Origin of the sequence: Halobacterium litoreum (assembly GCF_021233415.1) — an archaeon.
GTDB classification, from domain to species: domain Archaea; phylum Halobacteriota; class Halobacteria; order Halobacteriales; family Halobacteriaceae; genus Halobacterium; species Halobacterium litoreum.
Genome location: NZ_CP089466.1, coordinates 2,374,697 through 2,396,847, shown reverse-complemented (window position 1 = coordinate 2,396,847; position 22,151 = coordinate 2,374,697). Strand labels below are relative to the sequence as shown.

At 68.2% G+C, this 22,151-nt stretch carries 22 protein-coding genes, 2 tRNA genes and 1 other RNA gene; 14 read left to right on the top strand and 11 right to left on the bottom strand.

What is annotated here, in order from left to right; translation table 11 throughout:
• Window positions 1-18: 18 nt before the first annotated feature.
• Window positions 19-1,452, top strand: coding sequence for an Hvo_1808 family surface protein (locus LT972_RS13165; RefSeq protein WP_232570840.1), 1,434 nt, complete (start codon window positions 19-21; stop codon window positions 1,450-1,452).
• A 66-nt stretch (window positions 1,453-1,518) separates the two neighbouring features.
• Window positions 1,519-2,664 carry a nicotinate phosphoribosyltransferase gene (locus LT972_RS13160; protein ID WP_232570839.1) on the top strand — a complete coding sequence of 382 codons (1,146 nt, stop codon included), beginning with the start codon at window positions 1,519-1,521 and terminating at the stop codon, window positions 2,662-2,664.
• Window positions 2,665-2,681: 17 nt separating this feature from the next.
• Here LT972_RS13160 and LT972_RS13155 read toward each other — a convergent pair whose 3' ends face one another.
• Window positions 2,682-3,326, bottom strand: a complete 645-nt coding sequence (locus LT972_RS13155) for a TIGR00296 family protein (protein ID WP_232570838.1) — start codon at window positions 3,324-3,326, stop codon at window positions 2,682-2,684.
• A 270-nt stretch (window positions 3,327-3,596) separates the two neighbouring features.
• On the opposite strand from LT972_RS13155, the gene rnpB reads away from it, so the two are divergent.
• Both rnpB and LT972_RS13145 read left to right on the top strand, forming a co-directional pair.
• Window positions 3,597-3,949, top strand: an RNA gene (gene rnpB, locus LT972_RS13150) — RNase P RNA component.
• Window positions 3,950-4,068: 119 nt separating this feature from the next.
• Window positions 4,069-4,626 carry a DoxX family protein gene (locus LT972_RS13145; protein ID WP_232570837.1) on the top strand — a complete coding sequence of 186 codons (558 nt, stop codon included), beginning with the start codon at window positions 4,069-4,071 and terminating at the stop codon, window positions 4,624-4,626.
• A gap of 56 nt (window positions 4,627-4,682) precedes the next feature.
• Here LT972_RS13145 and LT972_RS13140 read toward each other — a convergent pair whose 3' ends face one another.
• The 3 genes from LT972_RS13140 to LT972_RS13130 form a co-directional block, all read right to left on the bottom strand.
• On the bottom strand, window positions 4,683-4,916 hold the full coding sequence (locus LT972_RS13140) for a hypothetical protein (protein ID WP_232570836.1): 234 nt from the start codon (window positions 4,914-4,916) through the stop codon (window positions 4,683-4,685).
• A 96-nt stretch (window positions 4,917-5,012) separates the two neighbouring features.
• On the bottom strand, window positions 5,013-6,116 hold the full coding sequence (locus tag LT972_RS13135; protein ID WP_232570835.1) for an aminopeptidase: 1,104 nt from the start codon (window positions 6,114-6,116) through the stop codon (window positions 5,013-5,015).
• Between the two features lie 72 nt (window positions 6,117-6,188).
• Window positions 6,189-8,828 carry a valine--tRNA ligase gene (locus LT972_RS13130; RefSeq protein ID WP_232570834.1) on the bottom strand — a complete coding sequence of 880 codons (2,640 nt, stop codon included), beginning with the start codon at window positions 8,826-8,828 and terminating at the stop codon, window positions 6,189-6,191.
• A gap of 240 nt (window positions 8,829-9,068) precedes the next feature.
• On the opposite strand from LT972_RS13130, the gene LT972_RS13125 reads away from it, so the two are divergent.
• From LT972_RS13125 to LT972_RS13115, 3 genes are all read left to right on the top strand, one after another.
• Window positions 9,069-10,244 carry an ABC transporter substrate-binding protein gene (locus tag LT972_RS13125; protein WP_232570833.1) on the top strand — a complete coding sequence of 392 codons (1,176 nt, stop codon included), beginning with the start codon at window positions 9,069-9,071 and terminating at the stop codon, window positions 10,242-10,244.
• 75 nt (window positions 10,245-10,319) lie between these two features.
• Window positions 10,320-11,456 carry a FecCD family ABC transporter permease gene (locus LT972_RS13120; RefSeq protein ID WP_232570832.1) on the top strand — a complete coding sequence of 379 codons (1,137 nt, stop codon included), beginning with the start codon at window positions 10,320-10,322 and terminating at the stop codon, window positions 11,454-11,456.
• Between the two features lie 2 nt (window positions 11,457-11,458).
• The gene (locus LT972_RS13115; protein WP_232570831.1) at window positions 11,459-12,310 is read left to right on the top strand and encodes an ABC transporter ATP-binding protein; all 852 of its coding nucleotides are present in this window, start codon (window positions 11,459-11,461) and stop codon (window positions 12,308-12,310) included.
• 6 nt (window positions 12,311-12,316) lie between these two features.
• Here the strand turns inward: LT972_RS13115 and LT972_RS13110 are convergent, their stop codons facing one another.
• Window positions 12,317-12,556 carry a hypothetical protein gene (locus LT972_RS13110; protein ID WP_232570830.1) on the bottom strand — a complete coding sequence of 80 codons (240 nt, stop codon included), beginning with the start codon at window positions 12,554-12,556 and terminating at the stop codon, window positions 12,317-12,319.
• Window positions 12,557-12,639: 83 nt separating this feature from the next.
• Between LT972_RS13110 and LT972_RS13105 the strand changes: the two genes are divergently transcribed.
• On the top strand, window positions 12,640-14,484 hold the full coding sequence (locus tag LT972_RS13105; protein ID WP_232570829.1) for an ABC transporter ATP-binding protein: 1,845 nt from the start codon (window positions 12,640-12,642) through the stop codon (window positions 14,482-14,484).
• A 90-nt stretch (window positions 14,485-14,574) separates the two neighbouring features.
• Window positions 14,575-15,483 carry a decarboxylating 6-phosphogluconate dehydrogenase gene (locus tag LT972_RS13100; protein WP_232570828.1) on the top strand — a complete coding sequence of 303 codons (909 nt, stop codon included), beginning with the start codon at window positions 14,575-14,577 and terminating at the stop codon, window positions 15,481-15,483.
• Between the two features lie 107 nt (window positions 15,484-15,590).
• Here the strand turns inward: LT972_RS13100 and LT972_RS13095 are convergent, their stop codons facing one another.
• A complete protein-coding gene (locus tag LT972_RS13095; RefSeq protein WP_232570827.1) occupies window positions 15,591-16,172 on the bottom strand; it encodes a DJ-1/PfpI family protein in 582 nt (193 codons plus the stop codon).
• Window positions 16,173-16,264: 92 nt separating this feature from the next.
• On the opposite strand from LT972_RS13095, the gene LT972_RS13090 reads away from it, so the two are divergent.
• The 3 genes from LT972_RS13090 to LT972_RS13080 all read left to right on the top strand — a co-directional run bounded on the left by LT972_RS13090 (window position 16,265) and on the right by LT972_RS13080 (window position 18,510).
• On the top strand, window positions 16,265-16,843 hold the full coding sequence (locus LT972_RS13090) for a 2Fe-2S iron-sulfur cluster-binding protein (RefSeq protein ID WP_232570826.1): 579 nt from the start codon (window positions 16,265-16,267) through the stop codon (window positions 16,841-16,843).
• A 128-nt stretch (window positions 16,844-16,971) separates the two neighbouring features.
• Complete coding sequence (locus LT972_RS13085; protein WP_390226327.1) at window positions 16,972-18,387, top strand: MATE family efflux transporter; 1,416 nt, start codon at window positions 16,972-16,974, stop codon at window positions 18,385-18,387.
• A gap of 50 nt (window positions 18,388-18,437) precedes the next feature.
• Window positions 18,438-18,510 (top strand) — tRNA-Arg (locus LT972_RS13080).
• 121 nt (window positions 18,511-18,631) lie between these two features.
• Here LT972_RS13080 and LT972_RS13075 read toward each other — a convergent pair.
• Both LT972_RS13075 and LT972_RS13070 read right to left on the bottom strand, forming a co-directional pair.
• Window positions 18,632-18,949, bottom strand: coding sequence for an RPA12/RPB9/RPC11 RNA polymerase family protein (locus LT972_RS13075; protein ID WP_232570824.1), 318 nt, complete (start codon window positions 18,947-18,949; stop codon window positions 18,632-18,634).
• Between the two features lie 249 nt (window positions 18,950-19,198).
• Window positions 19,199-19,519, bottom strand: coding sequence for a hypothetical protein (locus LT972_RS13070; RefSeq protein WP_232570823.1), 321 nt, complete (start codon window positions 19,517-19,519; stop codon window positions 19,199-19,201).
• Window positions 19,520-19,627: 108 nt separating this feature from the next.
• Here LT972_RS13070 and LT972_RS13065 point away from each other — a divergent pair.
• Window positions 19,628-19,699 (top strand) — tRNA-Ala (locus LT972_RS13065).
• Between the two features lie 261 nt (window positions 19,700-19,960).
• On the top strand, window positions 19,961-20,479 hold the full coding sequence (locus tag LT972_RS13060; RefSeq protein ID WP_232570822.1) for a DUF7504 family protein: 519 nt from the start codon (window positions 19,961-19,963) through the stop codon (window positions 20,477-20,479).
• On the opposite strand, the gene corA is transcribed toward LT972_RS13060, so the two are convergent.
• Genes corA through LT972_RS13045 form a run of 3 tightly spaced genes read right to left on the bottom strand, consistent with a single transcriptional unit; the run spans window position 20,476 to window position 22,146 of the window.
• A complete protein-coding gene (corA, locus tag LT972_RS13055) occupies window positions 20,476-21,456 on the bottom strand; it encodes a magnesium/cobalt transporter CorA (protein WP_232570821.1) in 981 nt (326 codons plus the stop codon). The two genes, LT972_RS13060 and corA, sit on opposite strands and share 4 nt — an antisense overlap.
• On the bottom strand, window positions 21,453-21,617 hold the full coding sequence (locus LT972_RS13050; protein WP_232570820.1) for a hypothetical protein: 165 nt from the start codon (window positions 21,615-21,617) through the stop codon (window positions 21,453-21,455). The genes corA and LT972_RS13050 overlap by 4 nt, the downstream gene beginning before the upstream one ends.
• Before the next feature lie 49 nt (window positions 21,618-21,666).
• Entirely contained in the window at window positions 21,667-22,146 is a 480-nt protein-coding gene (locus LT972_RS13045; protein ID WP_232570819.1) for a deoxyuridine 5'-triphosphate nucleotidohydrolase, read from the bottom strand.
• Window positions 22,147-22,151 lie beyond the last annotated feature (5 nt).

Below are 22,151 nucleotides of genomic sequence, written 5' to 3'. Positions count from 1 at the left end.
GCCACCAACACGGTGGCAATGCGCACACCCCTCGTTCTCGCCGTCGTCGCGCTCCTCGTGCTCGCCGGCTGTAGTGCCACCGCGCCGGCGGACGCGCCCCAGACGACCACGCCGGCGACGGCCGCGCCCGACGCCGCCGAGCGCCCGGACCCCGACAGCGACGTGCTCGGGTGGGAGGGCGGTTACTGGCACGACGACGCGCTCGCAGTCACGACCGCGGACGGCTTGAACGAGAGCGAGCGCGCCGCCGTCGTGAACCGGTCGATGGCGCGCGTCGAACACCTCCGCGGCATCGAGTTCGACGAACCGGTGACCGTCGACGTGGTGTCACGAGAGACGTACCGCGAGGAGTACGCGGGCGCCGGGCAGGCCAGCGACGCGCTCCGGACGTTCGACGACGCGAAGTTCGAGGCGCTGTTCCTCGTCGGCGAGGACCGAAACTCCATCGAGGTACAGGAGGCGAATCGCGGGTCGAACGTCCTCGGGTTCTACTCGCCGAGCGAGGACCGCATCGTCGTCGTCTCGCCGTCGGAGGCGCCGACCATCGAGGAGACGACGCTCGGCCACGAACTGATGCACGCCCTCCAGTTCCGGAACTTCGACGCCGACATCCCGTCGCCGACCCGTGACGCCGCGAACGCCCGAAGCGGCCTCATCGAGGGCGAAGCGCGCTTCCTCGACCAGCAGTACGGCGACCGCTGTGGCGCCGAGTGGGCGTGCGTCGAAGCGGGGAGCGGCGGCGGCGGTGGCGGCGACCTCCACCTCGGCATCTACGTGATGAAGTACTTCCCGTACAGCGACGGCCCGGGCTTCGTCGAGTCGTTCCACGAGGACGGCGGCTGGTCGGCGGTCGCGGCCCTCTACGACGCGCCGCCCGCGTCCTCCGAGCAGGTCGCCCAGCCCGAGAAGTACCAGGCCGACGCGCCGACGGACCCGACGCTGCGGGACCGCTCGAACGGCGACTGGTCGCGGGTCACCGTCGACGGGCGCGCGCCCTACGGCGAAGTCGGCGTCGGCGGCCTCACCGCGATGCTCGCGTACCCCGCCTACGAGACCGACCGCCACGACGACCGCGCCGTCCTGCCTCCCGCCGCGTTCCTGAACACCGACGGCTCCTCAGTCGACCTCTCGGACCCGTTCGACTACACCACGCCGGCGGTCGACGGCTGGGACGGCGAACGCATGTGGGTGTACGAGCGGTCGGACGGCGAGACGGCGTACGCGTGGCGCATCGCGTGGGACTCCGCGAGCGACGCCCGCGAGTTCGCCGACGCCTACCGCGAGTTGCTCCGGTACTGGGGCGCCGAACAGCGAACCGACGGCGTCTGGCGCATCCCCGAGGGCGAGAGCCAGTTCGCCGACGCGTTCCGCCTGACCGTCGACGGGAACCGCGTCACCATCGTGAACGCCCCGACGGTCGCCGAGTTGGACGCCGTCCACCGCCCCGCGTAAGCGAGGCTTTTTCGCTCGGGCGCCAGTAGACGCGCCCATGCACCACACCAGTCGGGGGGTCGCGGCGTGACCTTCGACGTCGTCCCGAACGACGCCATCGCGGACGGCCGCGCCACCGACGCCTACTTCCAGCGCACCGAAACCACGCTCGACCACGCCGGCGTCAACCCCGACGTGGTCGCGGAGGTCACCGCCGACCAGTTCCCGACCGGCGAGTTCGAACTGCTCGCCGGCCTCAAGGACGCCGCCCACCTCCTCGAAGGCCTCCCGGTGGACGCGGACGCGCTCCCCGAGGGGACGCTGTTCGACGGCGGCCCCGTGATGCGCATCGAGGGGACGTACCGCGAGTTCGCGCGCTACGAGACGTCGCTGCTGGGTTTCCTCTCGCACGCCTCCGGCGTCGCCACCGCCGCCCTCGAAGTCCGCGAAGCGGCGCCCGACTCGCAGGTCCTGAGTTTCGGCGCGCGCCACGTCCACCCCTCCATCGCCGCGATGGTCGAACGCTCCGCGCTCCTCGGCGGCCTCGACGGCTTTTCGCACGTCGCCGCGGGCGACGTACTCGGCCGGGAAGCCAGCGGGACGATGCCCCACGCGCTCCTCATCTGCTTCGGGCGCGGGAACCAGGAGCAGGCGTGGCGCGCGTTCGACGAGGCGGTCCCCGAGGACGTGCCGCGGGTCGCGCTCTGTGACACGTACAGCGACGAGAAAGACGAGGTGATTCGGGCAATCGACGCGCTGGGCGACGACTTGGACAGCGTTCGCCTCGACACCACGTCCTCGCGGCGCGGCGACTTCCGGCACATCGTCCGCGAGATTCAGTGGGAACTCGACGCGCGCGGCCACGGCGACGTCGACGTGTTCCTCTCCGGCGGCCTCGGGCCCGACGACCTGCGTCACCTCCGGGACGTCGCCGACGGCTTCGGTGTCGGTGGCCACGTCTCGAACGCCGACCCCGTGGACTTCGCGCTCGACATCGTGGAAGTGGACGGCGAACCCGCGGCCAAGCGCGGCAAACTCTCGGGCAAAAAGGACGTCTACCGCACGCGGGACGGCGGCCACCACGTCGCGCTCGCGAACCGCCCGGGCCCGACGGACGGCGAGTCGCTACTCGAACCGCTCGTGCGCGACGGGGAGGTCGTTCGGTCCTTCGACGTCGACGACGCCGCTTCGCACGCCAGGGACGACGCGGACGCGGTCGGCTTCCGGCGGTAACGCCGGGATGCAGTCGGTCAGGAAGTGAGTTCTTCGACGGCGGGTTCGCCGTCCTCGGTCTCCTCGTCGGTCTCGCGGAACACCTGCCCCTCGAACAGCGTCACCATCACGTCGTCTTCCTCCCACGCGCCGTTCGGGAGGCCGGCCTTCCGGCAGGTGCGGTCGAGATACTCGTAGACGCTCCATCCGTTCTCCACGGGGAGCGTGGGGTACATCCAGCCGTGCTTGCCGTCGCCGTCGATGGCGACGCCGTGGACCCCGAGTTCGATGTCCTCCACGGGGTCGTCGGTCAACACCAGATTCGACACCGTGCAGACGGACACGCGGAGGTTCGGGAGTTCCGCGGGCTCCACCTCGGAGCCACAGGACGCGTCGGAGGCGGCCTTGATGGACGCCTCGACGATGGCGTGCCCCAACTGCTGGCTGCCGTTCCCGAGTTCGCGCGCGGACTCCTGGGCGCCCGCGCAGCCTCGAAGTCGCCCGCGGCCGCGGGTGGACTCGAGTCGAACGAACGCGCTCGTTCGGTTGTAGAACGCGTCTCGCATGCTCCCTGGCTGCTCTCGCTGTCCGTTTCGAACGAACGCCTCCACAGATTCCCGCGCCAATTCGACGGTCCGAGCGCCGTCCTCGAAGGAAAGTACTACTGACTGGGCCTCGGCCATACGGAGTCTCTTACGCCCACGAATAACTTGAACTCTTCCCTTGTGCACGAAAATCGTGATGGATTACCCGTCAGGCGGTGTACTCGACGAAATCGCGTGCATCCGGCGACTACTCGCGGTTAGAAGAGAACTATCTGGTACATTCGACTGCTAATTCCGCGCGACGCGCTCACGAATCCATCGCCGGGGATCGCGTCGTGCCGACCGACGCCCCGAGCATCCGCGGAAAAACCGAACACCTTAACGACGGCGCACGCTTACCCGGGGGTGGGTAGAGGGAGCCCGGCTCCCGTGCCGCGAGGCATGAGGAAAGTCCCCCCACCAGTCGAGCGGGCGGCCGGACGCAAGTCCGGGGCGGGAGACCGCCGGCACTGGAACAGAGACGACACGTCCCTCTCCGACCGATGAGGCGCGCGACCCGACCCGGAAGGGAAGGAAGATAACCCGCCGAGGAACGCGTGACCGGCACAGCCGGTCACGCCGACGAGAGGGGAGCGATGGAACGGCCAATCCCCGCCGGTGCAAGTCCGTGCGGTAGGTAGCTCGACGACGCCCGCGAGGGCGCCGCGCGGACGCTGAGCCGAATGCCGGGCCGAACAGAAGGGGGCTTACTCCCCTCAACTCCACTTCGAAACGCCAGACAGCGACGTCGCTGTCGGCCGCGCTGGCCGTCGGAGCGGCTCGTTCCGCGTCCGTGGGAACGCAGCACACACTTATGTGTGGTCATGTCGAAGTTCCGAACATGTCTACGAAGCGGCAACTCGGCGCGAAGATTCTCGGTCGAAACGTGTCGTTCACGTACTCCGAACAGTGGGTCGGCTACTCCGTCCTCGGCCTCCGGCTCGTGATGGCGTGGACGTTCCTGCAGGCCGGCCTCGACAAACTCCTCGCCGGCGACTGGACGGCCGCCCCCTTCCTCCTGAACGCCATCCCGCCGGGCAATCCGCTCGCCGATCTCTTCACCACGCTCGGCACCGACTACGTCGGCCTCGTGAACGTCCTCAACGTCTGGGGGCAGATACTCGTCGGCCTCGCGCTCCTCGTCGGCGCGTTCGTCAGATTCTCGGCGTTCTGGGGCGCCGTCATGATGCTGTTCTACTGGCTCGCCTCGCTGGAGGGCGGCCTGTTCGACGGCCTCCCCATCGCCCACGGCTGGGTCGTCGACTCCCACCTCGTGTACGCCGTCCTGCTGTTCGGCCTCGGCGCCATCGGCGCGGGCCGCATCGTCGGCGTCGACGAGTACCTCGAAGCAACCAGCGTCGTCCAGAACAATCCGTGGCTGCGCTACCTGCTCGGGTAGCGCCACAGGAACCCGAGGCCGCGTTCGCCGCGCCGGCGAAAACCGAGTGACCGCGGTTACTCCAGTCCCGCCGTAGCGGTGAGCGGGGACGCGCCGCCGACGATGGCGCCCGCCGTCAGCACCGCCGCCGAGAGCGTCACGAAGTCGCCGCTCGGGTCGTAGCCGGCGAGGTCGGCGCCCGCCTGCACGATGAACACGGTGACGAAGAAGCTCACTATCGCGAGCACGAGGAGCAATGCGACAGCGATGACGCTGCCTACCAGTTCGCCGACGGAGTCGAGTATCCCCATCCGTTACACCTCAATGGAGTAACTCTTGGGTGTGGTAAAAAACCACTGCCCGCCGTGTTCGCGTCTCCGAGGGTCTTCGCTGGACTCCGGCCCTCGCTACTCCTCGAATCCGTCCTCCCACCGGAACGTGCCGTTTCGCTGCACCACTTCCCCGTCGACTTCGATGCGGGAGTCCTCGCTCATGTCCGTAATCATGTCGACGTGGACCGTCGAGTCGTTGGCCTCGTCCTCGTGGCCCTCCGGGAAGTTCGACCCGTAGGCGCGGCCGAGCGCGAGGTGGACGGTGTCGCCCATCTTCTCGTCGAACAGGATGGAGTCGGTGAACTGGTCGATGCCGCGGTTCATCCCGATGCCGAGTTCCCCGAGGCGCTTGGCGCCCGCGTCCGTGTCGAGGATGTCGCCGACGACTTCCTCGTTCTGGGCGGCGCTGTACTCCACGACCTCGCCGTCCTCGAAGGTCAGGTGGACGTCCTGCACGCGCTCGCCGCGAATCGTCATCGGCACGTCGAAGAACACCTCGCCCTCCGTGGCTTCGGGTGCGGTGAACACCTCGCCCGACGGGAGGTTGTGGGAGTCGTAGGCGACCGACGCCGCGGAGTTCACGGCGACCCGGTTCTCGATGTTCATCGTCAGGTCGGTGCCCTCCTTGACGATGCGGACCTCGCTCCCGGCGTCGAGCACGTCTTTCATGTTCGCCATCTCGTCGGCGAGCGTCTCCCAGTCGCGGAGGATGGCGTCGTACGCGAAGTCCTGATACTCCGCGTAGGACATGTTCGCCTGCTGGGCGAGCGACCGCGTCGGGTGGACGGTCGACACCCAGTCGGTGTCCATCCGCGCCTCCCGAATCTGCTCGCGGGCCTTCCCCCGCGCGGTCCGCGTCTCCGGCGGCACGTCCGACCCCTCGCTCGTGTTCCGACCGCCGCCGATGGACAGCACCACGTCGGCGTTCTCGTACAGCGCGAGTTCGTGGGCGGGGTCCTCGTCGAAGTCGCCGTCGTGGGCGAGCGAGTACGCGCGCCCGACCTCGCCAGACGCGTAGGTCGTGTGGAGGTTCGCGCCGCGCTCGCCGACCTTCTCGGCGACCGCGACCGCGAGCTCGTGGGCGTCCGGCCCGACGCTCAACACGACGTTGTCGCCGTCCTCGATTCGCGCGCTCCAATCGACCAGCACCTCGGCGTGTTCCTCGACGCGGGGGTCCATACTCGCAGTCCGGGTCGCAGTCGAAAAAAGCAGTCGGGTTCCGGTCGGCCGCGTGGGGTTACGCTCGGCGCGTCACTCGTAGACGAGGACGGTGCCGAACGACACCTCCAGCACTTCGACTTCCTCGCCGGAGGCGGCGCGGTACTCCTCCGTCACTTCCAGCCAGTCGGCGTCCAGTTCGAAGGACCGGCCGTCCGTCTCGACGGTGACGGTGTCCCCGGAGTGCATCTGGGCCTGAATCTCCGCGGGGTCGGTCTCCGCGATGGCCTGCATGACGGCGCCCGCGTCGCTCCGGAACTCCGGCCCGATTTCGGCGTCGTCGCCCTCGGCCTCGACCGGCACGAGTTCGACGTCCGGGCGGCCGTCCACGAGCTTGATGGGCGCGTTGACCGTCTCGCTCAGGTCGTAGGTGTCCAGCGTCGCGTCGCCGTCCCCGTCGAAGTAGAGTTCGACGCGGTCCAAGTCCGCGTTCAGCGGCATCCCGTTGTCGGACTTCCAGCGGCGCACGTCGCTCGCGACCTCCGCGATGCGCTCGCCCGCGAGTTCGGCGTCCTCGTCGAGCATGTCGACGTCCGGCCACGCGGCCTCGTGGACGCTCCCCTCGGTGCCGGGGAGGCCCCGCCAGATTTCCTCGGTGACGTGCGGGCTGAACGGCGCGAGCATCTTCACGACCGACGTGACCGCGGTGTACAGCGCCTTCTCGGCGGCGGCGCGCTCGCCCGGTCGGCCGTTGTAGAGCCGTCCCTTCACGAGTTCGACGTAGTCGTCGGCGAGGTCCTCCCACGCGAACTCGCGGAGGCGGCGCATCGCCGCGTCGAAGCGGTAGTCGTCCATCTCGGACTCGACCTCGTCGGCGACCCGGGTGAGTTCCGAGAGAATCCACCGGTCGGCGTCGCGGTACGCGGGCGCGTCGATGTCCGGGGTGTCCTCGTCGAAGTGGCCCTCGGAGAACTTCACGATGTTCCAGAGCTTCGTCAGGAAGCGCGAGGCGGACTTGACTTCCTTCCACTGGAACTGCACGTCGCTGCCGGGCTGGCCGCCGAGCGCGAGCGCCTGCCGGACGGCGTCCGCGGAGTACTCCTCGATGGCCTCGTCGGGCGCGACGACGTTCCCGCGGCTCTTGGACATCTTGTTGCCGTCCGGGCCGAACACCATGCCGTTGACGAGCACGTCGTCCCACGGCTTCTCGTCGGTGAGCGCGCCAGTGCGGAGGAGCGTGTAGAACGCCCACGTGCGGATGATGTCGTGGCCCTGCGGGCGCAGGCTCACGGGCTCGAACTCGTCGAGGTCGAGGTCCTCGGGCCACCCCGAGATGTGCAGCGGTGTAATCGAGGAGTCCATCCACGTGTCCATCACGTCGGTCTCGCCGGTCCACGACTCGCCGCCGCACTCGGGACAGTCACCGACCGCGGGGTCGTCCTCGGTCGGGTCGACGGGCGCCTCCTCGCGGCTGGCGATGTGCCAGTGGCCGCAGTCGTCGCACTCCCACGCGGGAATCGGGGTGGCGAACACGCGCTGGCGGGAGACGACCCAGTCCCACTCCATGCTCTCGGTCCAGTCCACGAGGCGGTCGTGCATGTGGTCGGGAATCCAGTTCGCCTCGGCGGCCTTCTCGAGGATGAGGTCCTGGTCGACCTCCACGAACCACTGTTCCTTCGAGAGAATCTCGATGGGGGTGTCACACCGCCAGCACGCGCCGACGCTCTGCTCGGTGGGTTCGGAGTCGTTCAGATAGCCCTCGTCGTCGAGCGCGTCCGCGATTTCGCCCTTCGCCTCGTCGATGGTGAGGCCCGCGAACTCGCCGGCTTCCTCGCTGAGGCGGCCGTCCTCGGTGAACACGGAGCGCAGGTCGAGGTCGTACTCCGCCCACCAGTCGACGTCCTGTTTGTCGCCGAACGTACAGATCATGACGGCGCCCGACCCGAAGTCGGCGTCCACGTCGTCGTCCGCGACGAGTTCGACCTCCTGGCCGAACAGCGGGACTTCGAACGTGTCGCCGACGCGGTCCTCGTAGCGCTCGTCGTCGGGGCTGACCGCCATCCCGACGCAGGCCGCGAGCAGTTCGGGGCGCGTCGTCGCGATTTCGATGTCGTCGTTGTCCACGCCGTCGAACGTGACGTAGTACAGCGTCCCTTCGCGGTCGACGTTCTCGACTTCCGCGTCGGCGATGGCGGTCTCGCAGCGCGGACACCAGTTCACGGGGTGCTCGTCGCGGTAGACCATGTCGTCCTCGGCCATCGCGGAGAACGACTGCTGGGTCTTCCCCCAGTACTCGGGGTCCATCGTGCGGTACTCGGCGCTCCAGTCCTGGGAGAAGCCGAGTTCCGTCATCGTCTGTTTCATCTCGTCGATGCGGTCGTGGGTCCAGTCGATGCACATCTCCCGGAACTCGTCGTTGGAGACGTCGGTCCGGTGGATGTCGTTGACTTCCTCGACTTTGACTTCGGTCGGGAGGCCGTGGCAGTCCCAGCCCTGCGGAAAGAGCACGGCGTCGCCCTGCAGTCGGTGGTAGCGCGCGACGAAGTCGATGTACGACCAGCCGAGGGCGTGGCCGAGGTGGAGGTTCCCCGAGGGGTACGGCGGCGGCGTGTCGATGACGTACTGGGTGTCGGAGTCGCTCGGATCGAACTCGTAGACGTCGCTGTCCTGCCACTCGGTCTGCCATCGCTGCTCGATGCTGTCGGGGTCGTAACTGTCCGGTAGGTCTGTCATGGGTGAGTCGGTCGTCGGTCGCGGTCACGCGGCTGTCCAGGCGGGTCGCGTCGCTGGACGAGAGAATGGAGCCTACACACGTACTACCGCGAACTCGACGCGCATACCTGCGATGAGCGCGGGCGCGCTGATAAAGGTTCCCGTCCCGTGTGAGGCGCGCTCGCGGTGTGTGAACCACTCTCGTTTAGGCCGACCGAAAAATCGACGGCCTTATTATCTTTAGGCCGGCCAAAATCTGGTATGCAGCGACGCACGTTCCTCAAGACCGGCAGTTCGGCCGCACTCGCCGCCCTCGTCGCGGGCTGTAACAGCCCCAACGAGGGCAGTTCCGACGACACCAGCACCGAGACGCAGGCACCCACCGACACCACCGAGGAGACCACCGCAGCGGAGACCACCGAGAGCGAGGAGACCACGCAGACCGACGCCTCGTACTCCGTCTCGATGACCCCGGTCGGCGAAGTCACGTTCGAGTCGACGCCCGAGAGCATCGCGCCGTACATGCCCGGCTACGCCGACATGCTCGTCGCGCTCGGGCACGGCGACGCCATCGAGTCGGTCGGCCAGAAGGGCCGCTTCCACACTGGCCCCTACGAGGAACTCGACGGCGTCAGCGTCGACGAGTCCGAGATGGTCGACCTCATCAAGCAGGAAATCTCCCGGGAGACCCTGCTCGACATCGACCCGGACCTCTTCCTGATGGACCCGAACTGGCTGACGAACGTCTTCGAGATGACGGGCGAGGACGTCTCCTTCCTCGAAGAGCGCGCCGCGCCGTTCCTCGGGAACACCATCTTCCGGCGCACCGACTCGTGGCACGACTACGACTACTACACGCTGTACGGCGCCTTCGAGAAGGTCGCCGAAATCGTCCAAGAGCAGGAGCGCTACGAGGCGTTCAAGTCCTTCCACGACGACTACGTCGGACGCGTCGGCGAGAAAGTCCCGAGCGAGGGGCCGCGTGGCGCGCTCGTCTGGGGCGGCGCGAACAACCCCAAGTCGTTCTCGCCGTACCACCTCTCCGGCGAGGGCGCGAACAAGAAGTCCTTCCACGACCTGAACGTCCGGGACGTCATCGCGAACTCCGACGTGGAGGCGCTCTCCGAGGGCACGCGCTCGAAGGTAGACTACGAGACGCTGCTGGACCTCGACCCCGAGGTGCTGTTCGTGCGCGGCCACGAGGGCAAGTCCGCCGAGGAGTTCCAGAACACGGTCGTCTCGTTCATGCAGGACCACGAGGCGGCGAGTCGAATCACCGCCGTCGAGAACGGCGACGTCTACCGGGGTGGCCCCATCTTCATGGGCCCCATCCAGCACCTGTTCCTCACCGAGCGGTTCGCCACCGAACTCTACCCCGACCAGTTCTCCGGCGACCTCTTCGACCGCGACGAACTCGCCGGCATCGTCACGTCGTAAACGCAACCCTTTTTGTCTCTTAGGGCGGCCTAAAAGATGAACTCGCGTCGCCGCCGCCGGCGACGCACCTCCACCATGACAGACGACCACTCCTCGCCACGGTCGCGCAAACTGGCCGCCATCGCGCCCGAGTTCGACGCCACGCTCCTCGGCATCGCCGCCACGAGCATGGCCCTCGTCTTCGTCTCGGCGGTCGTGCAAGTGCGGTACGGCGCCTACAACATGCCCATCGAGACGGCCGTGCGCGCGCTCTTCGACGAGAAAGTGCTCACCAACCCCGAGATTCTCGCCACCATCGTCCTCGGCGAGAACGCGGCGCGATTCTTCGGTATTTACGCCGACCTCTCGGTGCTCTCGAACGCCACCGTCGTCGTCTGGACCATCCGCCTCCCCCGGGTCGTCGTCGCCGCTTTCGTCGGCCTCAACCTCGCCATCTCCGGCGCCATTTTCCAAGCCATCACCCGGAACGAACTCGCCAGCCCCTACATCCTCGGCGTCTCTTCCGGCGCCGGCGTCGCCGTCGTCGCGACGCTCGTTCTCTCGCTGGGCACGTACTACCTCCCGGTGGCCGCCGTCGCCGGCGGTACGCTCGCCTTCCTCCTCGTGTACGCCGTCGCGTGGCGCGGCGGCACCACGCCCGTCCGCCTCGTGCTCGCGGGCGTCGTCGTCGCGACCATCTTCAACAGCCTCCAGACGGGGATGTTCTACTTCATCGAGAGCAACGGCGTAATGCGCACCGCCGTCGCGTGGCTCGCCGGCTCCCTCACCGGCGTGAACTGGACGGAAGTCCGCCTCGTCGCCATCCCCACGCTGTTCGTCGTGCCAGCCTCGGTACTCGCCGCGCGCCACCTCGACGTCCTCCTGCTCGGCGAACGCACCGCGCGCTCGCTCGGCATGAGCGTCGAACGCCTCCGGTTCGGGCTGTCGGCGCTCGCCATCGTCGCCGCCTCCGCCGCCGTCGCCGTCGCCGGCCTCGTGGAGTTCGTCGGCCTCGTCGTGCCCCACGTCGTCCGCCTGTTCGTCGGCAGCGACTACAAGCGCCTCATCACCGGCTGCCTGTTCGCCGGGCCGGCGCTCGTCGTTGTGGCGGACGTCATTGCCCGCCTCGGCCTCCCCGGCACACAGGTCCCGGTCGGCGTCGTCACCGGCCTCATCGGCGGCCCGTACTTCCTCCTGTTGCTCCGCCGCGCGGTCGACTTCAACGAGTTCTGACAATGCCACAGACACCACGCACACCCGACGAGACGCCCGAAGAGACGCGCGCCGTCGTCGACGAGGACCCCGTCGCGGACGCCGCGCTGTTCGGCACCGACATCGAACTCGGCTACGGCGACGGCGCGGTCGTGGACTGCGAGGACATCGTCGTCCCGGAAGGAGAGGTCACCGCGCTCGTCGGCCCGAACGGCTCCGGGAAGTCGACGCTCCTCAAGGGGTTCTCCGCCGAACTCGAACCCGACCCCGGCACCGTCCTGCTCGACGGCGAGGACGTCCACGAGCGTCCGCCGAAGGAACTCGCGCGCGACCTCGGCCTGCTCTCCCAGGAGAACGACGCCCCGGGCGGCCTCAGCGTCGAACAGTTGATTTCCCACGGGCGCTATCCTCACCGGGGATTCCTCGACCCGATGGGCGAGGACGACGAGGCCGCTGTCGAGCGCGCCATCGACCTCGCGGGCATCGACCACCTCCGGGACGCCGCGCTCTCGGAACTCTCGGGCGGCCAGAAGCAACTCGCGTTCGTCGCGATGACGCTCGCCCAGGACACCGACGTCCTCCTGCTGGACGAGCCGACGACGTATCTCGACTTGCACCACCAACTCCGCGTCATGGAGGTCGTCCGGACGCTCAACGAGGAACGCGACGTGACGGTCTGTGTCGTGCTCCACGACCTCCAGCAGGCGGCGCGGTTCGCGGACTACCTCGTCGCGCTAGACGACGGGTCGGTGTACGACTGGGGGCCGCCCGAGGACGTGGTGACCGAGGACCTGCTCGCGGACGTGTTCGGCGTCGACGCCGCCGTCAGTTACGACGACGAACCCCGCATCGTGCCGCGGCGCGCACTCGACTGACTCCGGCTACTTCTCCAGTTCCTCGACGCGCTCGCGCAGGTCTCGGAGTTCCGCCTGCAGGTCGGCCCGAGACGCCGGACCGGTGTCCTCGGTTGCCACACCGGCGAGCGCGACGATGGGCGCGGATAGCCCGACGGCGGCGCCGAGCACCAGCCCCCACGTCGGCACGTTCGCGTCGAGGAGGACGACCAGTACCACGTCGTTGACGACGAGGAGCGCGAGGACGGCGGGCAGGGACGTTCGCATGTCCGAGGCCTGTACCGGCCCGCACTGGAGTGTTCCGGTTCGGACCGTAACCGACTTCGGCGCCCGTGGTATTTCGAAACGTAATGGCCACGGAGGACAGCGTCTTCGACCAGTACCGCGACCGCGTCGACCGACCGCTCGTCCGCCTGTTCCGCGAGTACGGCGTGCCGGAGTGGCGCTACCTCGCGCTCGGGATGGCGGCGAACGTCGTCGCGCGGGTCGCCAGCCTCCTCCCGCCGCTCGTGCTCGGCGCCGCCATCGACAGCGTGTTCACGGGCGACGCGCCCTACGAACTCCCGCTCGTGCCGGCGAACTGGCTGCCCGCGACCGACGCCGCCCAGTTCGAGTTCTCCGCCGTCCTCATCGGCGCGTCGTTCGTCGTCACGGCGGTGTTCACGTACGCCTACGGCGTCACCGCGAACCTGTTCGCGCACCGCGTGATGCACGACGTGCGGACGGACTCGTTCGCGAAGATGCAGAGCCTCGACATGACGTTCTTCGACGACAAGCAGACCGGCGAAGTGATGTCGGTGCTGAACAACGACGCGTCGAACCTCGAAGTCTTCCTCGACAACGCGCTCCAGAACTCCGCGCGCCTCGTCGTGATGCTCGCCGGCATCGCCGCCATCCTGGTCTACGAGAACGCCCAGTTGGCCGTCGTCACGCTCACCGCGATTCCCCTGATGGTGGTGCTCACGTCGTGGTTCATGAAGCGCGCCGAACCCCGCTACGAGCGCCAGCGCGCCGCCGTCGGCAACCTCAACACGCGACTGGAGAACAGCCTCGCGGGCGTCGAACTCGTGAAGACGAGCGCCGCCGAGGACCACGAGACCGAGCGCGTCACGTCCGCGTCCTATCGCTTCTTCCAGGACACGATGGACGTGCTCCGGCTGAGTTACGTCTACCGGCCGGGGATGGAACTGCTCGCCGGCATCTCCTTCGCGGTGACGTTCGCCGTCGGCGGTTCGTGGCTCCTCTACGGCGCGCCCGGGCCGCTCACGGGGACGCTGACGCCCGGCGCGTTCGTGACGTTCGTGTTCCTCACCCAGCGGTTCGTCACGCCGCTCGCCGAGGTGTCGAACATCGTCGACCAGTACGAGAACGCGAAGGCCTCCTCGGCGCGCGTGTTCGGCCTGATGGACGTGCCCGCCGAGGTCACCGACAGCGACGACGCCACCGAACTCGAGGACGTGGCGGGCGACGTCACCTACGACGACGTTACGTTCGGCTACGACGACGAGCCGGTCGTCGACGGCGTCTCTTTCGACGCCGACCCCGGCGACACGGTGGCGCTCGTCGGGCCGACCGGCGCCGGGAAGTCCACGCTCTGCAAACTCCTCTTGCGGATGTACGACGTGGACGACGGCGCCGTCCGCGTCGACGGCCGCGACGTGCGCGAGGTCACGCTCGACAGCCTCCGCGAGCACGTCGGCTACGTCAGCCAGGACACCTTCCTCTTCGACGGCACTATCGCCGAAAACGTCCGGTACGGCGAGTTCGACGCCGACCGCGACGCCGTGGTCGAGGCGGCGAAGGCGGCGGACGCCCACGAGTTCGTCACGGCCCTCCCCGAGGGCTACGACACCGAGGTCGGGGAGCGCGGCGTGAAACTCTCCGGCGGGCAGCGCCAGCGCCTCGCCATCGCCCGCGCCGTCCTCCACGACCCCGAGATTCTGGTCCTCGACGAAGCCACGAGCGACGTGGACACCGAGACCGAGCGCCGGATTCAGGACAGCCTCGACGACCTCGCCGCCGACCGCACCGCCGTCGTCATCGCTCACCGCCTCTCCACGGTCCGGGACGCCGACCGGATTCTCGTCGTCGAGGACGGCGAAGTCGTCGAACGCGGCGCCCACGACGACCTGCTGGACGACGGCGGCCGGTACGCCGACCTCTGGGAGGTGCAGGCCGGACAGATTCAGGGATAGCGTTCGGCCACCGACTCCTGACGCCGGGCCGCGCCCGACCCGTCCGCGCACAACCGCAACCCCTACTTACCGCCGCCGGAACTGCTACCCATGGAACTCGGAGTCGTCGGCCTCGGCCGCATGGGGCGCATCGTCGTCGACCGCTGTCTCGACGCCGGCCACGACGTGGTGGCGTTCGACATCGACGCTGACGCGCGCGAGGACGCCGCGGACGCGGGCGCGACGCCAGCCGACTCGCTGGAAGCGCTCGCCGCGGAACTCGGCGACGAGAAGCGCATCTGGCTGATGGTGCCGGCGGGCGACCCCGTGGACGCCGCGCTGGAAGAACTCACACCGCATCTCGACGCCGACGACGTGGTGGTGGACGGGGGTAACAGCCACTTCGAGGAGTCGACGCGGCGCGCCGACGAACACGACTTCGCGTACCTCGACTGCGGCACCTCGGGGGGACCGGCGGGCGCCGAACTCGGCTTCTCCCTGATGGTCGGCGGGCCCGAGTGGGCGTACGACGACCTCGTGCCCGTCTTCGACGCCGTCGCCACCGGGCCGGACGGCCACGACCGCATGGGGCCGGCGGGCTCCGGGCACTACGTGAAGATGGTCCACAACGGCGTCGAGTACGCGCTCATGCAGACGTACGGTGAGGGGTTCGAACTCCTCCACGAGGGTCGCTACGACCTCGACCTGGAGGCCGTCGCGCGCACGTGGAACAACGGCGCAGTCATCCGGTCGTGGCTGCTGGAACTCTGCGAGGAGGCGTTCCGCGAGGAGGGCACCGACCTCGGCACCGTCGCCGACCACGTCGCCGGCGGCTCAACGGGCACGTGGACGGTCCAGGAGAGCCTCGAACAGGAGGTCGCGCTCCCCCTCATCTACCAGGCGCTCGCCGAGCGCTTCGCCTCGCGGTCCTCGGGCGACGGCGAGGGACGGTTCTCGCGGCGCCTCGCGAACCGGCTCCGGTACGGGTTCGGGCGGCACGAGGTCGCTCGGAAAGAGTGAGCGGAGCGAACGATTGAGAGCGACGAGTTAGCGAGCGGCGAACTGAGTGAGCCGCGAGCAGAGCGACCCGCGAGCAGAGGGCAGTCAGCGACGAGTGACGTAGACAGTCAGTACCCAGACTCGTACTCGATTTCGTCGGCGACTTTCTCGGCGAGGCCGGGCGAGCACTCGCGCTCGACGAGGTGGAGCGCGAGGTCGATGCCCGACGTGACGCCACCCGCGGTGAGAATCGTGCCGTCGTCCACGACGCGGTCGTCGCGCACGTCCACGTCGTACTCGGCGAGGTCGGCTTTCGCGGACTCGTGGGTGGTGGCGGGGCGGCCGTCGAGCAGGCCGGCTTCCGCGAGGAGCATTGCGCCCGTGCAGACCGACGCGATTTCGGCGCCGCCGTCGTGGAGCGTGTGCAGGCGCTCGGGGAGCGTGCCGTCTTCGACTTCGGCGCGCGTGCCGGCCTCGCCGCGGTCGTTCCACCCGCCGCCCGGAACCAACACGAGGTCGGGCACGCCGAGCAACACGTCGTCCGGCTCGACCGTGAGGCCGTGGCTCGCGGTCACGCGCTCGGCGGGTACGAGCGTGCGCATCGTGGCGTCGATGTCGCCGCCGAACTCGCCGGCCGTCCGGAACACCTCGTAGGGCGCGACGGCGTCCAACTCGTCGAACCCCTCGTACAGCAGTATCGCGACGTCCATGCGAACGCGTTCGCGGTGGGGTTTCAAAACTCGCCCGAAGCCGGCGTGGGGCAATCACAATACTGTTAAACACCGCTTCCGTACCGCCGCACATGGTAGACACACTGGGGCTGGTCTTCGGCCTCGGGATGGCGCTCACCCTCGTCGTGCTCCACTTCTTCAAGGGCACGTCGAAGCCCGTCCCGGAGGACATCGCACAGGAGGTCCTCGAACAGCGGGCTTCCACGGTGCCCGAGACGGACTTCCCCGAGCCGTACAACCGCTCCATCGGCGGTGGCGGCGCGGCCGGCGCCGTCGCGGGCGGCGCAGAGGGAGAACTCGAAGACAGCGAAGAGGAAGACGAGGGCTTCGACCCGTCCTCGATAGCCGACGACGAAGTCGAGTACTACGAAATCGAGTACGTCAAAGAGGGCGAGACCATCGAGGTCGCGAACAACGAGACCATCCTCGACGCCGGCGAAGACGAGGGCTGGGACCTCCCGTACGCGTGCCGCCAGGGGCAGTGTCTCTCCTGCGGTGGTCGCGTCGCCAGCGGCGAGGACTCCCACGACTTCGTCCAGCACTCGAACAACGAGACGCTGAGCGACGACGAGATGGAGAAGGGGTACATGCTGACGTGTACCGCGTACCCGACCGCGTCGTTCTCCGTCGAGACCGACGAGACGCCGTAGGCGGCAATTCACGCGGTTTGCCGGCTTTCTAGAAGTCGGAGTTTTCAAATTCTCCCGCCGCCTGGACTCCCGTAGTGCCCGACTCCCCGACTTCTTCCTCCATCACGGACGGCGACCTCCTCGGCCCGATGATTCGGCTCGCGTGGCCGATGGTCGTCATCCAACTCCTGCAGGTCGCGTACAACCTCGCGGACACCTTCTGGCTCGGCCAACTCTCCGGGAACGCCGTCGCCGCGCTCTCGCTCGCGTTCCCGCTCGTGTTCTTCCTCATCTCCGTCGGCGGCGGCTTCACGACCGCCGGCTCGATTCTCGTCGCGCAGTTCACGGGCGCCGACAGCGAGGGCTCAGCGGGGAAAGTCGCCGGCCAGACGCTCGGTTTCGTCGTCAGCATCTCCGCGGTGCTCGGCGTCGTCGGTCACTTCGTCACCGGCGACATGCTCGCGTTGCTGCCCGCCGACGAGGAGACCGCCGCGGTCGTCATCCCGATGGCCGCCGACTACATGGAGGTGTTCTTCCTCGGGATGCCGGCGCTGTTCGGGTTCTTCGTGTTCTCGTCGCTGATGCGTGGCTACGGCAACACGCGCACGCCGATGATCGTGATGTTCGTCAGCGTCGCCATCAACGTCGTCCTCGACCCCATCCTCATCTTCGGGTTCGCCGACAACCCCCTGTTCGGGATGGTCGGCGCGACCGGCGTCCAGTCCTCGCTGTACGCCGCCACCGGCTTCGGCGGCATGGGCATCGAGGGCGCCGCCATCGCCACCATCTTCGCGCGGTTCGTCGCCGCCATCCTCGGGCTCTACGTCCTCTTCTTCACGACCGCCGGCCCCGACATCGAACTCTCGCATTTCACTCCCGACCCGGCGATGATATCCCGCATCGTCCGCGTCGGCACGCCGAGCGCCGCCGAACAGTCCACGAGCGCGCTCGCGATGATTACGCTCACCGCGATGGTCGCGTCGTTCGCGCCCGGCGTCGTCGGCGCGTTCGGCCTCGGGAACCGCCTCATCTCGCTCGTGTTCCTGCCCGCGATGGGGCTCGGCAGAGCGACGAACACGATGGTCGGTCAGAACCTCGGCGCGAAACAGACCGAGCGCGCCGAACGCGCCGTCTGGCTCGCCGCGAAGTTCGCCGCCGCCGTCCTGTTCGGCATCGCCGTCGTCGCCGCACTCTTCCCCCGGCCCGTCGTCTCCGTGTTCATCAGTCCGGGCTCGGAGAACGCCGCCGCCATCGTCGACTACGGTTCGACGTACGTTCGCATCCGCGCCGTCGAGTTCGTGTTCATCGGCGTCCTCCAGGTCCTGCTCGGCGCGTTCCGCGGCGCCGGCAACACCAAGACCGCGATGGCAATCTCGATGGTCACGCTGTGGCTCGGCCGCGTCCCCACCGTCTACTTCTTCGCGTTCACCCTCGGCTGGGGCGCCACCGGCATCTGGGTCGGCATGGCCCTCGGGAACATCGTCGGCGCCATCGTCGCCGCCGCGTGGTTCACGCGCGGCACGTGGAAACGCACCATCGTCGACACCGACTCGACCGCCGGGTGACCGCGACCACTCACAACCGTTATACCGACGGTCGTACAAAAGGGATGTGAGGGCGCGTAGCTCAGCGGACAGAGCACTTGGTTCCGGACCAAGATGTCAGGGGTTCAAATCCCTTCGCGCCCGCTTCTCGAAAAACTCGCACCGGACAGCGACGCGCGCGTCGCTGTCCGTGCGGTGGCGGCGTGAGCGGGCGGGATTTGGACCCTGGAGTTTGAACTGTTCGCGGGGTTTGTAGGATGCACCGTCAGGAGTCGCGCCACTTGTGACCGCACTCGACGCAGGTGAACAGCCGGACTTCGTAGGAGCCGCCCGGTTTCGGTATCATCTCGTAGTCGGCTCGGTCGCTGTCGCAGTCGTCCGCCGGACAGGGCTCTTGCATCGTCTCGCTGGAGTCCTGGGTCGCGTCGGCCACGGCAGGCGTTCCGTCGTCCTGCTGTCCGTTCTGGGTCGTCATCGCCGCTTCTGCCTGCGAGTCGCGGTGCTCCTCGTTCCCACAGGCGCCACACACCCACGTGTCGCCCTCCGTGCGCATCATCGAGCCGCACCCGTCACAGAATCTCATACAACGTAAGAACGCACGGTTGTCGGATATATGCATCAACTTCCCGCCCACCGTTGATTGCAGGCGACTGTTCGTGCTGTACTTCGCGACTCAGCGTCCACCTAACGGGCGGTGGCACTGCGCCGTCCACGTTTAGCCGCCTCACGTCCGACCCGCTGGACGGTCGCAGAGTCCACGGAGACCGAACAGGCCGCCGACGAGGCCGCACGCAGACCGTGACGTTGCTTCGTTCGCTGGCTCGACTCCCGGTCAGTCCCGGTCGTCGTCCCCGCCGGGGAGCCTGCGAACCGCTTTCTCCCACCGGTCTTTCGCCGCCTGTCCGGGGTCCGCGACCGGGTCGTAGGTGATGTCGCCGCTGCCGGTGTGCGCGTGTTCGCCGCCCTGGGTCGACCGCCACGCGCCGACCACCATCGCGGCGACCAGCGACGCGAACAGGAACGCCAACAGGATTTTGGCGGCGCTATCGAGCGGAAACGCGACGTACACCACCGCCAGCAAGAACACGGCCAGTTGGAGCACGTAGAAGACGACGTTGAGAACGCCGCCCGACACGTCGATGCTCCGTTCCATCGACCGATACGTCACCGCCGCCACGAATAGTCCTTCCCCACGCGCGCCGTCCGCGCTAGTCCCGCGAAACAGAAGCCTGAAGTACGCCGGTCGACTGATTTCGGGTGCGGGCTCGTAGATCAGGGGTAGATCGCTTCCTTCGCAAGGAAGAGGCCCTGGGTTCAAATCCCAGCGAGTCCACTACTGTACCTGACCGCGAAGCGACGCGTGTGTCGCTTCGCGTCAGTTCTCGCGGTGGTGAGCTGGGATTTGAAGCCCTACGAGACGAGCGAAGCGAGTCTCGTTCTGGGTTCAAATCCTAGCGAGTCCACGTACCGGCGGTTCCGGTACGTGCTGGCTGTGGTGTGGTTCGGGCGTCGCGGGCGCTGTTCGGCGGTCGGTGTCACGCCACGAACTAGCAAAGTTTATGTCGGCACACCAAAGTTTCAGGAGTACCGACTCATGCGAGGGGAGGAGGCCCGACTCGGTTCGGCGAGCGTCCTCGTCACTGGGGGCGACGAGGCGGCTGACGCCGTCGAACACGAATCGAACGTCATCGGAGTAACGTACGAACGCGACGCGGAGTCGTGGTTGGCGCAGTGGTCGGGGGACGCCGACCGCGTCGTCGTCGTGAGCGTCGGGGAACAGTCTCGCGGGAGTGCTGCGGCGACGGCGAGCGCCGACTGCGCCGAGGCGGCGTCGGGCGTCGTGGAGACCGTTCCGAGGGAGAGCGCGGTCGGCGAGGTCGGCGCGCTCGTCCACGAGTATCTCTCGGCGTGGGAGGGAGCGACGACGGTTCGCGTGGACGACCTCGCGTCGATTCTCGACGCCGTGTCGACGGAGACGGCGTTCCGGTTCGTCCACGCGGTGCTCGCGCGAACCGAGGCCGGCGAGGACACGGCGGTCGTGTCGCTGGACTCGGACGCGTACCCGCCACACGTCGTGGACACGTTCGCGGAGTTGTTCGACGACGTGCGCTAGAGCCAGTTCTCGCGCCGGAAGTACGCGACGAGGATGCCCGCCGTCAGCGCCATGCCGAGCATCACGGCGGGGTAGCCGTACTGCCAGCCGAGTTCCGGCATGTTCAGCGCGCTATCCTGGAAGTTCATGCCGTAGACGCCGACGACGAACGTGAGCGGGAGGAGGATGGTGGCGACGACGGTGAGCGTCTTCATCACCTCGTTCGTGGACATCGACAGCGCGTTCAGGTAGATGTCTCGCGCGCTGCTCGTGAGGTCGCGGTACGTCTCCGTGAGGTCGACGAGTTGGACGAGGTGGTCGTAGACGTCCCGGAAGTACTTCTCCGTGGCCACGTCGACGTGTACGGGGTCGCCGCGCGCGAGCACGCCGACGGCGTCACGGGTCGGCCAGAGGAGGCGGCGCACCGACAGCAGGTCCCGGCGGAGGCTGTTGATGCGTTCGAGCACGTCCTCGCCGGCGGGGTCGACGACTTCGTCTTCGACGGCTTCGATGTCGTCCTCGATGTCGTCGAGGATGGCGTAGTAGTCGTCGACGACGCGGTCGATGCCGCGGTACGCGGCGAAGTCGGGGCCGTGGGAGAGCAGGCGCGGTTCTTCGCGCGCGACGCGGTCCCAGACGGCGTCGAGTGCGGCGACGCGGTCGGGTTCGATGGTGACGAGCCAGTCGTCGCCGACGAAGAAGCCGACCGGTTCGTCGCGGAGTTCGTCGGCGAACGCGACGTCGCCGCGGCGGAGCGTCGCGGCTTTCACGAGGACGAGCGTGTGTTCGTCGAACTCCTCGACTTTCGGGCGGACGTCGCCGAGCACGTCCTCGATTTCGAGCGCGTGGAGTCCGTAGCCGGCGGCGATTTCGTCGAGTTCCGCGTCGGTCGGGTCGACGACGCGCACCCACGTGGTGCCGGCGTCGTCGCGCGCGTCCACCGGGTCGTCGCGGGCGCCGTGCCCGTGCTCGTCGTAGACGACGGTCTCGACGGTCATCGCGGCACCTCGCTGCCGGACCCGATGCTCGCGAGCGTGATGCCGACGATGACCGCGGTGACGCTGAACGCCCGCCCCGGATAGGGCGCGAGGACGCCGGCGACGTAGCCCGCGACGCCGGCCGCGGTGAGCGCGACGCCGCCCGCTCGCGTTCGGTCCATAGTCGCGTCCTCGCCGCCGACCGTCAAAAAGGCTCGCCGGCGAGCGGCGTTATTCGACGCGTTCGCCCTGGTAACTGCCGTCGTATGTGTCGTCGTGGTCGCCCTCCGCGAGCACGAGCTGGGCGACGCGCGCGCCGCGCTCGAGTTCGACGTCGTGGTGGACCTGCAGGAGGCCTTCGCCCTTGCCGGTGTAGCCGGCGTCCCAGACGGCGGTGTTGAGCATACAGGAGTTCCGCATGAGCGACGACCGCGGGTAGACGAAGCCGACGTGGCCGTCGGGAATCGAGATGGTTTCGGCGTACTGGAGGACGTAGCCGCCGGGCGGCAGGTAGAACGTGTCGGTGTCGCCGTCGCCGGCCTCGGGGTGGCGGCGCTGCCGGTCGCCGATTTCCTTGCCGTCGCGGCCGATGCGGCCGGGTTCGCGCTGTTCGAAGACGGCCTCGACGGTGAGGTCGACGCCGTTGGGCTGGACTTGCTCGGCGGTGACCGGGTCGACGTGTTCGGCGACGAACGAACCGCTCTCGTACATGCTGA

Coding starts and splice junctions, on each gene's coding strand:
- LT972_RS13115 (WP_232570831.1), top strand. CDS start 11,459: ATGCCACAGACACCACGCACACCCGACGAGACGCCCGAAGAGACGCGC.
- LT972_RS13095 (WP_232570827.1), bottom strand. CDS start 16,172: ATGGACGTCGCGATACTGCTGTACGAGGGGTTCGACGAGTTGGACGCC.
- LT972_RS13070 (WP_232570823.1), bottom strand. CDS start 19,519: ATGGAACGGAGCATCGACGTGTCGGGCGGCGTTCTCAACGTCGTCTTC.
- LT972_RS13135 (WP_232570835.1), bottom strand. CDS start 6,116: ATGGACCCCCGCGTCGAGGAACACGCCGAGGTGCTGGTCGATTGGAGC.
- LT972_RS13045 (WP_232570819.1), bottom strand. CDS start 22,146: ATGTACGAGAGCGGTTCGTTCGTCGCCGAACACGTCGACCCGGTCACC.
- LT972_RS13050 (WP_232570820.1), bottom strand. CDS start 21,617: ATGGACCGAACGCGAGCGGGCGGCGTCGCGCTCACCGCGGCCGGCGTC.
- LT972_RS13060 (WP_232570822.1), top strand. CDS start 19,961: ATGCGAGGGGAGGAGGCCCGACTCGGTTCGGCGAGCGTCCTCGTCACT.
- LT972_RS13100 (WP_232570828.1), top strand. CDS start 14,575: ATGGAACTCGGAGTCGTCGGCCTCGGCCGCATGGGGCGCATCGTCGTC.
- LT972_RS13090 (WP_232570826.1), top strand. CDS start 16,265: ATGGTAGACACACTGGGGCTGGTCTTCGGCCTCGGGATGGCGCTCACC.
- LT972_RS13155 (WP_232570838.1), bottom strand. CDS start 3,326: ATGGCCGAGGCCCAGTCAGTAGTACTTTCCTTCGAGGACGGCGCTCGG.
- corA (WP_232570821.1), bottom strand. CDS start 21,456: ATGACCGTCGAGACCGTCGTCTACGACGAGCACGGGCACGGCGCCCGC.
- LT972_RS13145 (WP_232570837.1), top strand. CDS start 4,069: ATGTCTACGAAGCGGCAACTCGGCGCGAAGATTCTCGGTCGAAACGTG.
- LT972_RS13085 (WP_390226327.1), top strand. CDS start 16,972: ATGATTCGGCTCGCGTGGCCGATGGTCGTCATCCAACTCCTGCAGGTC.
- LT972_RS13125 (WP_232570833.1), top strand. CDS start 9,069: ATGCAGCGACGCACGTTCCTCAAGACCGGCAGTTCGGCCGCACTCGCC.
- LT972_RS13130 (WP_232570834.1), bottom strand. CDS start 8,828: ATGACAGACCTACCGGACAGTTACGACCCCGACAGCATCGAGCAGCGA.
- LT972_RS13140 (WP_232570836.1), bottom strand. CDS start 4,916: ATGGGGATACTCGACTCCGTCGGCGAACTGGTAGGCAGCGTCATCGCT.
- LT972_RS13075 (WP_232570824.1), bottom strand. CDS start 18,949: ATGAGATTCTGTGACGGGTGCGGCTCGATGATGCGCACGGAGGGCGAC.
- LT972_RS13165 (WP_232570840.1), top strand. CDS start 19: ATGCGCACACCCCTCGTTCTCGCCGTCGTCGCGCTCCTCGTGCTCGCC.
- LT972_RS13120 (WP_232570832.1), top strand. CDS start 10,320: ATGACAGACGACCACTCCTCGCCACGGTCGCGCAAACTGGCCGCCATC.
- LT972_RS13105 (WP_232570829.1), top strand. CDS start 12,640: ATGGCCACGGAGGACAGCGTCTTCGACCAGTACCGCGACCGCGTCGAC.
- LT972_RS13110 (WP_232570830.1), bottom strand. CDS start 12,556: ATGCGAACGTCCCTGCCCGCCGTCCTCGCGCTCCTCGTCGTCAACGAC.